This window comes from Nioella nitratireducens, assembly GCF_001879715.1.
Taxonomy (GTDB): domain Bacteria; phylum Pseudomonadota; class Alphaproteobacteria; order Rhodobacterales; family Rhodobacteraceae; genus Nioella; species Nioella nitratireducens.
Genome location: NZ_MNBW01000010.1, coordinates 35,611 through 49,921 on the forward strand (window position 1 = coordinate 35,611; position 14,311 = coordinate 49,921).

The 14,311-nt window shown below is 63.4% G+C and carries 12 protein-coding genes; 7 read left to right on the plus strand and 5 right to left on the minus strand.

The genetic code is table 11. The features are described 5' to 3' along the window. Positions 1-234: 234 nt before the first annotated feature. Positions 235-858 (plus strand): TetR family transcriptional regulator C-terminal domain-containing protein, encoded by a 624-nt coding sequence (locus BKY27_RS11540; protein WP_146636231.1) that lies wholly within the window; start codon positions 235-237, stop codon positions 856-858. Positions 859-970: 112 nt separating this feature from the next. Here BKY27_RS11540 and BKY27_RS11545 read toward each other — a convergent pair whose 3' ends face one another. The 4 genes from BKY27_RS11545 to BKY27_RS11560 all read right to left on the minus strand — a co-directional run bounded on the left by BKY27_RS11545 (position 971) and on the right by BKY27_RS11560 (position 6,382). Beyond that, positions 971-1,681 carry a hypothetical protein gene (locus BKY27_RS11545; RefSeq protein ID WP_071674641.1) on the minus strand — a complete coding sequence of 237 codons (711 nt, stop codon included), beginning with the start codon at positions 1,679-1,681 and terminating at the stop codon, positions 971-973. A gap of 187 nt (positions 1,682-1,868) precedes the next feature. Beyond that, positions 1,869-4,226: a TRAP transporter large permease gene (locus BKY27_RS11550; RefSeq protein WP_071674642.1), complete on the minus strand. Its 2,358-nt coding sequence runs from the start codon at positions 4,224-4,226 to the stop codon at positions 1,869-1,871. A gap of 15 nt (positions 4,227-4,241) precedes the next feature. Beyond that, positions 4,242-5,174, minus strand: a complete 933-nt coding sequence (locus BKY27_RS11555) for a TRAP transporter small permease subunit (RefSeq protein WP_071674643.1) — start codon at positions 5,172-5,174, stop codon at positions 4,242-4,244. 125 nt (positions 5,175-5,299) lie between these two features. After that, a complete protein-coding gene (locus BKY27_RS11560) occupies positions 5,300-6,382 on the minus strand; it encodes a TRAP transporter substrate-binding protein (RefSeq protein WP_071674644.1) in 1,083 nt (360 codons plus the stop codon). Positions 6,383-6,994: 612 nt separating this feature from the next. Here BKY27_RS11560 and BKY27_RS11570 point away from each other — a divergent pair. From BKY27_RS11570 to ilvN, 5 genes are all read left to right on the plus strand, one after another. Next, positions 6,995-8,746, plus strand: coding sequence for an acetolactate synthase 3 large subunit (locus tag BKY27_RS11570; protein ID WP_071674646.1), 1,752 nt, complete (start codon positions 6,995-6,997; stop codon positions 8,744-8,746). Between the two features lie 11 nt (positions 8,747-8,757). Continuing rightward, entirely contained in the window at positions 8,758-10,002 is a 1,245-nt protein-coding gene (locus BKY27_RS11575; protein WP_071674647.1) for a glycosyltransferase family 87 protein, read from the plus strand. Positions 10,003-10,229: 227 nt separating this feature from the next. Then, a complete protein-coding gene (locus BKY27_RS11580; RefSeq protein ID WP_071674761.1) occupies positions 10,230-10,649 on the plus strand; it encodes a universal stress protein in 420 nt (139 codons plus the stop codon). Between the two features lie 66 nt (positions 10,650-10,715). Further along, a complete protein-coding gene (locus BKY27_RS11585; protein WP_071674648.1) occupies positions 10,716-12,359 on the plus strand; it encodes a BCCT family transporter in 1,644 nt (547 codons plus the stop codon). 208 nt (positions 12,360-12,567) lie between these two features. After that, positions 12,568-13,128: an acetolactate synthase small subunit gene (gene ilvN, locus BKY27_RS11590; protein WP_071674649.1), complete on the plus strand. Its 561-nt coding sequence runs from the start codon at positions 12,568-12,570 to the stop codon at positions 13,126-13,128. Between the two features lie 76 nt (positions 13,129-13,204). Here ilvN and BKY27_RS11595 read toward each other — a convergent pair whose 3' ends face one another. Next, positions 13,205-13,480: an EF-hand domain-containing protein gene (locus tag BKY27_RS11595; protein ID WP_071674650.1), complete on the minus strand. Its 276-nt coding sequence runs from the start codon at positions 13,478-13,480 to the stop codon at positions 13,205-13,207. A 296-nt stretch (positions 13,481-13,776) separates the two neighbouring features. Here BKY27_RS11595 and BKY27_RS11600 point away from each other — a divergent pair, with 296 nt between their 5' ends. After that, complete coding sequence (locus BKY27_RS11600; RefSeq protein WP_071674651.1) at positions 13,777-14,310, plus strand: RNA polymerase sigma factor; 534 nt, start codon at positions 13,777-13,779, stop codon at positions 14,308-14,310. Position 14,311 lies beyond the last annotated feature (1 nt).

The window sequence follows — 14,311 nt, forward strand, 5'->3', positions numbered from 1 at the left end:
GCAAGCACGGGGTCGGCGCAGCCGCCCTTGCCACTCGGGCCGGGTCGCCTGCGCAATGCTGTTTTGACCAACTGGTCAAGAACACGCTATCAAAGGTCAGGAGCCAGTCAAGAAATTGAATGCCCCGGCTTGCATAAACGCCAGTCCATTGGGCACAAGGCGGGCGTGGTGCAGGGGATGGCGGCACTGGAAGAACGCCCAATGCCGCCCGTCAAGGGCCGAGGACCGAGTGAGATGACGAGTATGAAGATCAACACGCCCAAGACGCGCATCCAGCGCAAGAACACGCAGGCGATTCTGGACGCGGCCCTGGAGGTGTTTTCCCGGCAGGGGTTTCGCGGTGCGACGCTTGACCAGATCGCCACCGAGGCCGGGTTGTCGAAACCCAACCTGCTTTATTATTTTCCCTCGAAAGAGGCGATCCATGTCACCCTGCTGACGCAGCTTATGACAACATGGCTCGACCCGCTGCGCGAAATGGACGCCGCGGGCGACCCGACCGAGGAATTGCTGGGCTATATGCGCCGCAAACTGGAGATGTCGCGCGACTTTCCCCGCGAAAGCCGCCTTTTCGCCAACGAGATCCTGCAAGGCGCGCCCCGCATGATCGGCGCACTGGAGGGCGAGTTGCGTGACCTGGTCGAAGAAAAATCCACCGTTATCCGCGGCTGGATCGCCGCGGGCAAGATCGCAGCGATGGACCCGCATCACCTGCTCTTCTCGATCTGGGCCATGACCCAGCACTACGCCGATTTCGACGTGCAGGTGCGCGCGGTTCTGGGACCGGGCCATGACCCGTTGGCCGAGGCCGAGGGGTTTCTGACCACGCTGTTTACCAAACTGCTGCGGCCCGAATAGGCCCGCGTCCGGCCTATGGGCCGCAGACGCGGGGTCGGGTTGTGGGACGCCGCCCCTCAGACGGGCAGCGCCCAAGCGCCGAAGGAACGGGCGGGGCCGGGCTGGTCCCTCCCTAGCCGAACTGGAGGAACAATCTGGAATAGGGCACTTTCAACCCGCCAACAGCCGTCCGCAGGGCAGCATCGTCTCCGGCTCGGGCCGCCGCCACGAACTGATCGACAGAGGCCTGCATGGCCGCCGCAAGGGGGGCATATTCGGCGTTGTCGCGGGCCACGGCGGGCGGAGCCGACAGGACGTCGCGGGCCAGATAGGCGAGCACCGCGGAATGCTCCAACAGGCGTTGCCGGGCGGTCGCATCGACAAGGTCCAGATCCATTTCAAGGATCGCTTCCATCTCGGCGTGATAGGCGTTCATCCGGTCGGAAAAGGTCTCGATGTTGTTGCGGGCATGCAGCGAGCCAAGCGCCTCGCGGATGCCCTCCAAGGTGCCATGCGCCGCGGGCAGATCACCGGCAGCGACCTGCGTGGTCGCCGCATCAAGAATGGTCGTGACCTCTTCGATGGTCTCATCCCACATCGGATCGGCTTCGTATTGCGGCGGCGGGCTGGCACGGTATTGCGCCATCAACGCGGACCACGCGCTGTCCAATTGCCCCAGAACGGCCACGGAGCGTTCGGCATTGCCCGCGTTCGTTGCGAACAGGGCGGTTCGATACTGCGCATAGGCAGTGTCGTAGACCGATTCGAAATCCTCCACCGGACCGGCCATGGCCGGGGCGACATGAAGTGAAAGACTCAATGCGGTGGCAAGCAGGCGATTCATCTGTATTTCCCTTGGTAGATGGTCCGTTACGGTCAAGGCATACATCGCCGGTTGGATGACGCGTTGACATGGATCAGCCCGTCCAGAAAGCCGGGTGCCAAAGACCGCTCGCCGTGTCCAAGGCAGCAAGCGGCCTCAAACGAAAACGGGCCCCGCGAAGGAGGCCCGTTTTTTTCATGTGATGCTGTCAGTTGTTCGGCAGCAGGTCCGGCACGATGGTCACGATATCGGGGAACCACCAAAGGATCGCCAGCCCCAGAACCTGGATCAGCACGAAGGGAATGACCCCGCGATAGATATGTCCGGTGGTCACGCTCGCCGGGGCCACCCCGCGCAAGTAGAACAGCGCGAAGCCGAACGGTGGCGTCAGGAAGCTGGTTTGCAGGTTCACCGCGATCATGATCGTCACCCATTTCGGGTCCATCGTGCCGCCGTAGATGACCGGCCCCACGATGGGAATGACGATGTAAATGATTTCGAGGAAGTCCAGCACGAACCCGAGCAGGAACAGGATTCCCATAACCAGCAGGAAGACAACCCATTCTTCATCGAAGCTGCGCAGGAAGGCCTGGATATAGTGCTCGCCCCCGAAAGAGATCACCACGAGGTTCAGCAACTGAGACCCGATCAGGATGGTGAAGACCATCGACGTCACCTTGGCGGTTTCCCGCACGATCGGTGTCAGCACCTTGCCTTTCAGCAACACCCAGCACCCGTAGAGCAGCCCGAACAGCGCAAAGTGATAGGCCGCCAGCGTGATCAGGTAAGCGATCCAGTCCTGCACGGCCACATCGCTGCGGGTCACCCGCAGATCGAAGTTGATGCCGAAGAGGATCATGACCACGATCGACAGGCTCGCCCATAGGATCACCTTGCCCGACTTGTTGTCCTCGGTCAGCTTGCGGTAGGCCGCCAGCATGATCGCCCCACCAGCCCCAAGAGCCGCGGCGGGCGTCGGGTTGGTGATACCGCCGAGGATCGAGCCGAGCACGGCCACGATCAGGACCAGCGGCGGGAAGACCACGCGCAGGAGATCGTTGGTTGCCAGCCGCTTCATCCCTTCCACGACCCCATACATCGTCACCGCGAAGGGGATGGCGAGGATCAGGAAGGTCGTGCCCGGAGTGGTATTTGGACCAATGGCCACGATGTCCGTAACGAAGGCGGCAACCACCCCGAGACCACCGATGATCAGCGGGCGCGGATCGGCCGACGGCATGATGCCGCGCGCGGTGGCCAGCACCAAGGACAGCAGCAGGAACAAGACCGCAACACCGGTGCCGATGGGCGCGATGTTGGACAGGGCGTCCGAGCGGGCCGTTGCCATTTCCTCGTCGCTGCGGGCATGTGATTGCTCGGCCCCGCCGGATGCGTCGATGGCCGCCTGTTGGGCGACGGCGGCATCCCATGCCTCTTGCCCGTGCAGGTCGATCATCGCGGCCCGGCAGGTGTCGGACACGGTGGTGCGCAGATCGGCGGTGTCCCCGGCCTCGGAATAGGACGAGATGAACACCGACTGGCTGCCCACAAGACCCGCCTGTCCGGCCAGCACGATCGCAAGTATCAGCGCCACCGGCACGCCGAGGAACCAGGTCAGCGCCTCATTGCGGGTCACAACCTCGCCGGTGCCGCCTTCGCTGATGACGGCGGGCGCCTTGGACGGGTTGAGCAACGCATATCCAAAGGCATAAGCGCCATAAAGGAACGCCAGGAACACGCCGGGCAGCAGCGCCGCCTGAAAGAGCGTGCCGACCGACAGAACCGCCGGCTGGCCCAGATAGGTCAGCGCGTCACGGCAGCCCGCCGCGATGGCACGGCTTTCCTGCCCGATGGAATAGAGATCCCCGGCCAGAGTGCCCAGAAGCACGATCACGATGGACGGCGGAATGATCTGCCCCAGCGTGCCCGAGGCGGCGATCACGCCCGTCGCCAGTTCCGGGCTGTAGTTGTTGCGCAGCATGGTGGGCAGGGCCAGCAGACCCATGGTCACCACGGTCGCGCCGACAATCCCGGTCGAGGCCGCCAGAAACGCGCCCACGATAACAATGGACACGGCCAGACCGCCGGGCAGCGGGCCGAAGACCCGCGCCATGGTGGTCAGCAGATCGTTTGCGATCTTGGAGCGTTCCAGCGTGATGCCCATCATCACGAACATCAGAACGGCCAGCAAAGTCTCGATCGACTGGCCCGCGATGACGCGTTCGTTCATGCGGTTGACGATGAAGCCGAGATTGCGGTCCAGTGCCTGTTCCCATCCGCCGGGGAACAGGTGTTCTTCGACCCTTGGCAAATCCGGGTATCGGAATATCGAGATCGATTCCCGCGTTATCCCCTCTGCCAGAAGCGATGCGTAATCCGCCGAGCCGGTGTCGATGGCGGCGTGAATGAGAAGCCCCGCATTGTCCAGCGCGGCGATGATTCCGAAGGAAATCACACCTGCCCCACCGATGGCAAAGGCCACCGGGAAGCCGGTCATGATGCCTCCGAAGAGACAGAGGAAGACCACGATCAGGCCGACCTCGACTCCGTCAAGTCCGAATAGCATTAGTCCCTCGTCCCCTTAATGTGCGCCTTCGTAGGCTTCTTCGCCCTCGCCAAGCGTGTCTTTGTCCTGATAGCGCCCAATGGATTCTTCGCCTTCGGCCCATTCCAGGAAAGAGCGCCAGAAGAACGCCATGGCCTGAAGGAAGACCAACGCGCAGTATCCGATGATCATGATCTTGAAGACGAAATAGGCGTTGAAGCCGTTGGGGCTGAACCCGATGGTTTCCACGTTCCAGCGCAACGCCCGGGCCTGCATCATCAGCCGGTCCAGCGCCGCCCCCGCGTTCGGGTTCGGCGTCACCAGATGGCGCCACAGGAAGAACCACGCATACATCCATGTCAGCGTGACCACCGGCATCATGAAGAAGATCGAGCCGAACATGTCGATCATGCGCTTGGTGCGGTGGCTGACCGCGGCGTAGACGAGGTCCACCCGCACATGTCCGCCCTGCACGAAGGTGTAGGTGACACAGAGCGCGACGATCATGGCGTTATAGAGTTTCAGTTCTTCCGAGAACCAGCTCAGGTCATGGGTGAAGCTCAGGCCACCCGGGCCGAACGAGATTTCCGCCACCCGAAAGATCCGTTGCAGAAACACGATAATGATCTGTTGCAGCACCATGATCAGGCCGGCCCAAGCGAAAAACCGGCCGACTCCATTGGCCAGCCCTTCAAGCCCGCGCACGAGACCCCACATGAAGCTGCGTTTCCAGATCCCGATCGCGGTCAGCACCAGGAATGTGGTGAACACCACGAAGAAAAACTCGACCGACCCGCCGTAGTAGATGAAACGCGCCAGAGATTGCTTGATCTCAAGGGCCCGCTCGCCTTCGGCATTGGCCCATCCGCCAAGCCATGCCAGCCACGACCCCGGATGCGTAATCGCATAGCCGAGATTGTAGAAGGACATGGCGATATTCTCCAGCGCCCAGAGAATGCCATCGAACATGAAGATGCTCCCCGTTGGACCGTCCCGGCGCTGTCAGCGCCCCCCGAAGCGGTCTGAAATGACGCCACCGCCCCCCGACTTTTCGGCCGGGGGGCGGGGCTTGTTCATTGGTCCGTCACACCGGCTTAGCCGAGCACACGGTCACGCTGCGCGCGATAGGTGCCTTCCGACGCCTGGATCCAGGCCGAAGAGGCTGCCATCGACTCCATCGCGCTGTTGCGGATGCGGGCGAACAGTTCGTCGCTCATGTTTTCGTCGAGCACTTCCTGCGACGCACGACCGAACGCATCCCAGACCGAGTCGGGGAAGGAGCGGACCTGCACGCCACCGGCAACCAGCTGCTGAAGTGCCGCACCGTTGTTGGTGAGAAACTGGGCGAGGTTCCACTGGTGACATTCGGCAGCAGCGACTTCGCAGATCTTCTGCTGTGCCGGGGTGAAGCTGTCGAACACGTCGCGGTTGAAGGCGACCGACAGGCCGGCGCCCGGCTCGTGGAAGCCAGCGGTGTAGTAGATCTGGGTGATTTCCTGGAAACCCGCCGATTGGTCCGCCCAGGGACCGATCCACTCGGTGCCGTCGATCGCGCCAGAGGCCAGCGCCTGGTAGACTTCGCCGCCGGGCAGGTTCTGCACCGATGCGCCAAGGCGACCAAGGGCCTGACCGCCAAGACCGGGCATACGGAAGCGCAGGCCCTGGAAGTCTTCGGGGCCGGTGATCTCGTTGCGGAACCAACCGCCAGACTGCGCGCCGGTGTTGCCACCGAGGAACGACTTGAGGCCGAAGATCTGGCCCAGTTCGTCATGAAGTTCCTGGCCACCCGCGTGGTAGTACCAGTCAGCCAGTTCCTGCGCGGTCATGCCGAAGGGAACGGCGGTGAAGAACGCGTAGCCGGGATGCTGGTTCACGAAATAGTAGTCTGCACCGTGATACATGTCGGCCTGACCAGAACTGACGGCGTCGAACACTTCGAACGCACCGACAAGCTCGCCTGCGGCGCGCACATCGACGGTCAGCTGACCGTCCGTCATTTCGGTGATCGAGTTGGCGACATGCATCGCGGCGTCATGCACACCGGCCAGACCGCGACCCCAGGTCGTGACCATGGTCAGTGTCCGATTGCCTTGCGCGTAAAGCGGTGCAGCCAGCGTGGTCGACGCGGCAGCAGCCGTGCCGATTGCAGACGTTCTCAGAAAAGAACGACGATCCATATGGTATCCTCCCCATTTGGCAGTCCACGACCCCCGTTGAGCCGCAGATCTAGGTTATTAGTGAAGGCACGTTACCGAAGCCTCGGTTTTGAACAAACCTTAAATTCGGTCGTTTGGCCAGAAAATTGTAAAATCTTCTTACCAATATGGCTCGAAAAAGTGTCGCACCCCTTGCTCTGCCGCCCAGTTTGGGGCGCAACGCGGCCCTTTCAGTGCCGTCAGCCCAGGCCGCAGATGGCGCAGCCAGCCCGGAACAACGGCGGCGGCGGCCCCCAATTGCCGCGGCTTGTGTGGGCAGCCGACGCGGCCCATTGCGCGGCCACGGCATCTTGGGACAGAAAGTTGCTGAAAAACGCCACCCCGCGACATTCTTTCGGCCATGTGCGCTTGACGATGTTTTTCAGCCGTGCATAAGCTGCCGCCACTTGCAGAAAGGAGCCCGCGAATGCTTGGCATTCTCGTACTTGTAGGACACACGCGCATGGGTCGGTAACGGCATCCATACTGGAAACCCATGCGCCCCCGTCAGACCGGGGGCTTTTTTATGCGACAAAGACCGGACCCAAACGATGACATGCCCATGAGGGGCAGCGGCTGGAAGGAGCAAAAGCCATGACACAGATGACCGGCGCCAAGATGGTTGTCGAAGCCCTGAAGGAACAGGGTGTCGATACCGTATTCGGCTATCCCGGCGGCGCCGTGCTTCCGATTTACGACGAGATCTTCCAGCAAAACGAGATCCGCCACATTCTGGTGCGGCACGAACAGGGCGCGGTGCACGCGGCCGAGGGCTATGCCCGATCGACCGGCAAGCCCGGCGTTGTGCTCGTCACGTCCGGCCCCGGCGCGACCAATGCCGTGACCGGAATTACCGACGCGCTGATGGATTCGATCCCGATCGTCTGCCTGACCGGGCAGGTTCCCACCTTCATGATCGGCTCGGACGCCTTTCAAGAGGCCGACACCGTGGGCATCACCCGCCCCTGCACCAAGATGAACTGGCTGGTCAAGGAAACCGACGAACTGGCCAGCACCATCCACGAGGCGTTCCACATCGCCACCTCTGGCCGTCCCGGTCCAGTAGTGATCGACATTCCCAAGGACGTGCAATTCGCGACCGGTGAATACAAGGCCAAGCCGAAGGTCAGCCAGTCTTACTACCAGCCCCGCGTCAAGGGCGATGCCGAGATGATCACCGCCCTCGTTGCCGCGATGGAAGAGGCCGAACGGCCGATCTTCTACACCGGTGGTGGCGTCATCAACTCTGGCACCGGCGCCAGCCAGCTCTTGCGCGAACTGGTCGAGGCCACTGGCTTTCCGATCACCTCGACCCTGATGGGTCTCGGCGCCTACCCCGCTTCGGGTGAGAAGTGGCTGGGGATGCTGGGGATGCACGGGCTCTACGAGGCCAACCTCGCCATGCACGGCTGCGACCTGATGATCTGCATCGGCGCGCGGTTCGATGACCGGATCACCGGCCGCATCGCCGATTTCAGCCCGAACAGCCGCAAGGCGCATATCGATATCGACCCGTCCTCGATCAACAAGGTCATCCATGCCGACTTTCCAATCATCGGCGACGTGGGCCATGTTCTGGAAGACATGCTGCGCATCTGGAAGAGCCGCGGGCGAAAGACACGCTCGGACGCGGTGAAACGGTGGTGGGGCCAGATCGAGGATTGGAAGAAGATCCGCTGCCTCGACTACAAGCCCTCTGAAAAGACCATCAAGCCGCAATACGCGCTGGAACGGCTGGAGGCCCTGACCAAGAACCACGACCGGTATATCTGCACCGAAGTGGGCCAGCACCAGATGTGGGCGGCGCAGTTCCTGGGCTTTGACGATCCCAACCGCTGGATGACCTCGGGCGGCTTGGGCACCATGGGCTACGGCACCCCTGCCTCCATAGGTGTACAGGTCGCGCACCCCGACGCGCTGGTCATCAACGTGGCGGGCGAAGCGTCATGGCTGATGAACATGCAGGAGATGGGCACGGCGGTGCAGTATCGCCTGCCGGTCAAGCAGTTCATCCTGAACAACGAGCGGCTCGGCATGGTGCGCCAGTGGCAGGAGCTGCTGCATGGCGAACGCTACAGTCATTCCTGGTCCGAAGCGCTGCCCGATTTCGTGAAGCTGGCCGAGGCCTTCGGTGCCAAGGGTTTCTGCGTGTCCGATCCCGCCGACCTCGATGACGCGATCATGGAAATGCTGGCCTATGACGGCCCGGTGATCTTTGACTGCCTCGTCGAGAAGCACGAAAACTGCTTCCCGATGATCCCCTCGGGTAAGGCGCATAACGAAATGCTGCTTGGCGAGGCCGAAACGCAGGGCGCCATCGAGACCGGCGGCGCGGTTCTGGTCTGAGGACCACACGGGTGCCCCTTTCCCCCGCTCCGCCCTCTCCCGATCCGTCGGGGGAGGGTCGCCTGCGGCCCCTGACGGGGCGCGCCGCAACCCGTTTCGCGCTGATTGGCGCGGGCCTTACAGTTTTGATCACGGCCCTCTACATCGCACTGACGTGGCGCCTGAGCACCGCCTCCGGGGCCACCGTCTTCAACGTGGATTTCCGGGTGTTCTGGGCGGCGGCGCGGTTGGCCATCGACGGCCACCCACTCGACGCATTCGACGTGAACCGGCTGGCCGAGGTACAGGATTTTCCTGCCGACGACTGGATGCCGTGGGTCTATCCGCCGGGCTTTCTGCTGATGATCCTGCCCCTTGGGCTTGTGTCCTTCTTCATGGCATGGACGGTCTACACCGGGGCCTCGATCGCCGCGATGCTGGCGGCCCTGCGGCCGTTTACCCGCACTGTCCCCGCGCTCTGGATCGGGTTCGCGTTGGCACCCACCGCGCTCGTCACCCTGATGCTGGGGCAGATCAGCCTGTTTTGGGGCGCGGGTCTGGTGGCGGCCCTCGCGGCGTTGCGCAGCGACAGGCCGTTTCTGGCCGGCGTCTTTCTTGGCCTGCTTACCGCGAAACCGCAGCTTGGCCTCTTGATCCCGGTGGCGCTGATCGCCGCCGGACACTGGCGCACGATCGGCGGCGCAGCCCTGACAACCCTTCTGCTGATGGGGGGCGCCACAGCCCTGTTCGGGTTGGATTACTGGCCCGCATGGCGTGACCTGGCGGGCATTCACCTTGAGGTTTTGCGCAGCGATGTGGCGGGCAGCCCGCGCATGATCAGCGTCTATTCCTTTCTGGCCAGGCTTGGACTGGCCGAGCCGGTGGCCTTCGCGACGCAAGGCATGGCCACCGTGCTGGCTGGCGTCGGTGTCTGGCTGGGCTGGCGTCGCCCCGGCCTGTCCTTCGACCTGCGTGCGGCGATGCTGCTGACGGCAATTCCGCTGTGCACACCGTATCTGTGGTATAACGAGACCGCGCTTTTTGCCCCTGCCTTGCTGTTCCTGCTGCGATCGGGGGCACTGCCAATGACGACGCCGGGCCTGATCTTTGCCTTTTTTTACTGGATTGGCATTGGCCCGATCACCGTTGCCACCGTCGCCGGGCTCGGGCCTTTGCCGCCACCGCGTCTGGTCGCCGTGCCCTTGATGCTGGTGGCATTCGCCCTTGCCCTGCGGCCCGTTCTGATGGCACGAAGCCCCCGTCCCAAGCGCTGCTGACGCGGGCGGCTTTCCGGCACGGCAGCCGCCCGCAGTCGGTTTGCAATCAAAAAACTTCTGCACTACCCTCGAAAATACGACCTTCAATGTCGCTTTTCGGCGCAGGCTGGTCGCACTGCCCCATGTCCATCGGGGTATTTCGCGTCCCCATGGCGGACAACCTTTGGTTGCGATTTTGCGCCGGGGCGACAATCGAAAACACTTACCAACGAACGAGGGAGAATGACGTGTTCAGACGGATCATGATACCGGTTGATCTCGGGCACATCGCCGCTCTGGAGCGCGCGCTTCAGGTCGCGGCGGACCTCTCGGGCCATTACGGCGCCGAGGTGGTCTATGTGGGGCTCAGCGGCGAGCAACCGAGCAACCTTGCCCACAACCCTGAGGAATATGCCGCGAAACTCGATGCCTTCGCCAAGGAAGACGCAGCCAAGCGCGGCGTGTCCAAGGCCACCGCTCACCCGGTGATCGCCCACGACCCGGCGGTCGAGATCGACACCCTGCTGACCAAGACCGTGACCGATGTCGGGGCCGATCTGGTGGTGATGGGGTCGCATATTCCGCGCCGCTTCGAGATGGGGTCGCATGGGGGCCGGATGGCCTCGCACACCCCGGTTTCCGTAATGCTGGTGCGCGACGCCGACTGACATCCCCCGACCTCCACCTTCCCAGCACGCGAACGGGAAACGGAAACGGACAGGAAAGGACTTTTCATGACGGACGATACGGAGCTTCAGGGCATACCGGCGCCAGAGGGCGCCGCGGACCTGATCGACACCGATTACGAGATCGGTCAAGACAACCTCGAAGGGACAGTAGGCCCCTTCGGTTTCGATATTCACAACCCGGTCTTCGTGATCTCGGGTCTGGCCATCGTGGCCTTTGTCTTCTACGCGCTCGCCCTGCCAGAGCAGTCAGGATCGCTGTTCACGTGGCTGTTCAACTCGACCACGCAGACCTTCGACTGGTTCTTCATCGGTGCGGCCAACATCTTCGTGCTGTTTTGCCTGTTCCTGATCGTGACACCCTTTGGCTCGGTCCGGCTTGGCGGCGCAGAGGCGACACCGGATTACAGCTATATCGGCTGGTTCGCGATGCTGTTCGCGGCCGGTATGGGCATCGGCCTGATGTTCTACGGCGTGTCCGAACCGATGAGCCACTTCTCCAGTTCCTTCGGCGGCACCGCCATGGGAGAGAACGGGGCGCGCTCGGACTGGGCGCCACTTGGCGCGGCCAGTGGCGATGAACAGGCGGCGATCCGGCTTGGCATGGCGGCCACGATCTTCCACTGGGCCTTGCACCCATGGGCGATTTACGCGGTGGTGGCGTTGGCACTTGCGCTGTTCAGCTACAACAAGGGTCTGCCACTCACGATCCGCTCGGCGTTCTACCCGATTCTGGGCGAACGCGTCTGGGGCTGGTGGGGCCACGCCATCGACATCCTTGCGGTCTTCGCCACGCTCTTCGGGCTGGCCACGTCGCTTGGTTTTGGCGCGACACAGGCCAATGCCGGTCTGAACTACCTGTTCGGCATTCCAGTCAGCGACACGACCGAGGTCATCCTGATCACCGGCATCACCTCGATCGCGCTCATCTCGGTCCTGCGCGGCCTTGATGGCGGCGTGAAGGTGCTGTCCGAGATCAACATGGGGCTGGCGTTCCTGCTGCTTCTGTTCGTGCTGATCGCGGGACCGACGCTGGCAATCCTGACCGGCTTTGCCGACTCGCTCTGGGCCTACATCGAATACCTGCCCGCGCTTTCCAACCCGGTTGGCCGCGAAGACGTGAACTTCAGCCAGGGCTGGACGTCGTTCTACTGGGCCTGGTGGATTTCCTGGTCCCCCTTCGTCGGCATGTTCATCGCCCGCGTCAGCCGGGGCCGCACCGTGCGCGAGTTCATCACCTGCGTGCTGCTGATCCCGTCGCTGGTCTGCGTGCTGTGGATGTCGGTCTTTGGCGGCGTGGCGATCCAGCAGGTGGTGCAAGACGGCTACACCGCCGCGCAAGAAGCCGACCTGCCGCTGCAACTGTTCCTGATGCTGGAGCAACTGCCGCTGACGCAGATCACCTCCCTGATCGGCATCGTGCTGGTGATCGTCTTCTTCGTGACCTCGTCGGACTCCGGCTCGCTGGTCATCGACACGATCACGGCGGGCGGCAAGGTCGACGCCCCGGTGCCGCAGCGTGTGTTCTGGTGCGTGTTCGAAGGGGCCGTGGCCATCGTGCTGCTGCTTTCGGTCGGCGGGCTCAGTTCGCTGCAATCCATGGTGATCTCCACTGGCCTGCCCTTCACCATCGTGCTTCTGGTGATGTGCTGGGCAATCTTGCGCGGCCTGATCGCCGAACGCCGCAACTGACGGGTCACTGCCCTCCGCCCCCCCTCCTTCTTCTTGGTGAAAATACTCCGGGGGGTGCGGGGGGCAGCGCCCCCCGCGGGTCGCCGCCGCAAGGCGGCGATACCGCACCGCGAAACGCCACAGAATGACACCCCCGCCCGATCCGGCCTTGATCGCGCGGGGGCTTCGTGTAACTGAACTCCGACCAACTCAAAGCGCGAGGAACCCCATGTCGCCGCTCAACATCGAAAAAGGCTCGTCCAGCCATTCCGCCTATGATCTCCGCAGCCATATGTCCGACGTTGTGGAAACCCACACCCTCGCCATTCTGGTCGCGAACGAGGCTGGCGTATTGGCACGGGTGATCGGCCTGTTTTCCGGGCGCGGCTACAATATCGAAAGCCTGACCGTGGCCGAGGTCGACCACGCCGGGCACCGCTCGCGCATCACCATCGTCACCAGCGGCACGCCGCAGGTGATCCAGCAGATCAAGATGCAGCTCGAACGCATGGTGCCGGTGCACGAAGTGTCCGACCTCACCGTCGAAGGCCCCCATGTCAGCCGCGAACTGGCCCTGATCAAGGTCGAGGCCAAGGACGAATCCCGCGTGGAAAGCCTGCGGATCGCCGAGATCTTCCGCGCCAATGTGGTCGACTCGACGCTGGAAAGCTTTATCTTCGAAATGACGGGCACCCCTGAAAAGATCGACGCCTTCGCAGACCTGATGCGCCCGCTCGGCGATGTGCGCATGGCACGCACCGGTGTCGCGGCGATGGCCCGCGGACTGTAAAACCCACATGGATCTCCGATAGATCGGGCGCGGCGGGCCATCCCGCCGCGCCCGATCCATATCAATGGGTCAGCCCTCAGGACTCGTCAGCCGGCAGCAAACCAGCGTCCATCGCCGCCGACAGCTCTGCGTCGTCAAGCGCGCCGTCGCCGTTGGTGTCCATGGTCACGAAGGCCTCGGCGCTGATCTCGGGCATCACCGCCTGCACCTCTTCGAGCGTCACCATTCCGTCGGAATCCGCGTCGAGGGTCATGTCCTCGGCCGAAACCGAGGCCGCCAGCAGGGCCGCGCCTGCCAGCGTGAACCCGAAAATGCCGTCGATCCCGGTGCGGGTGAGTTTGGAAAAGGTCATGTCCTGTGCTCCTATTCAGTGTCAGGGCGGGACGCTGCGGTATTGCAGCTCCCGACCTTACAGGACGCAGCAGGGCACGGTTCCTTCCCGGCAGGGCCAAGTCGCGCTACGGTTGCGCGACGGTCCGCCGAAAGCGCGCTGTCTTGCACGCGACAAGACGCCGGGCAAAATTCCGCCGCGCGGGACACCGCGCATGACGGGCGGGACGTGGCCGGTTTTCGCAGATCGCGGCACCGGGCCATTGTCCCGGCGCGCCCAGACCGCAAGATCACCGGCGAGACCTGTTGGAGCCGCCCATGCCCCCTGCCCCCCGCACGATCCCGCCCCGCGCTGCACCCCAGCTTGAAGCGTTGATGCCCGACTTGCTGCGCCTTGCCACATACCTGCTGCGCGACAGACCCGCGGCCGAGGACATGGTTCAGGACATCGTCCTGCGCCTGTGGACGAGGATGCTTGACCCCAAGGCCCCCCCGATCGACGATCTCCGCAGTTACGCTTTCACGTCCCTCCGTAACCGGCTGCGCGACCGGCGCAGCCCCAATGCCGCGCCCCCCGACGCCCTTGCCGACGCCGCCGACCCACGGGCCGAGACCGAGGCCCCCGCCCGCCTCGCCTGCGCGGAAACGCTGGCGGCACTTGCAGGCCTGCCCGAGGATCAGGCCACCCTGATCCGTCTGCGCGCCATTGACGGGCTGTCCTACGAGGAAATCGCCACGCGGCTCGATCTGGCCCCTGGCACCGTCACCTCGCGGCTGTCGCGGGCCCGCGCTTCCTTGCGCGACCGGCTGGACCTGCCCGCCGGCGCGCCGGTGACCTTCCTTATGGACTGAC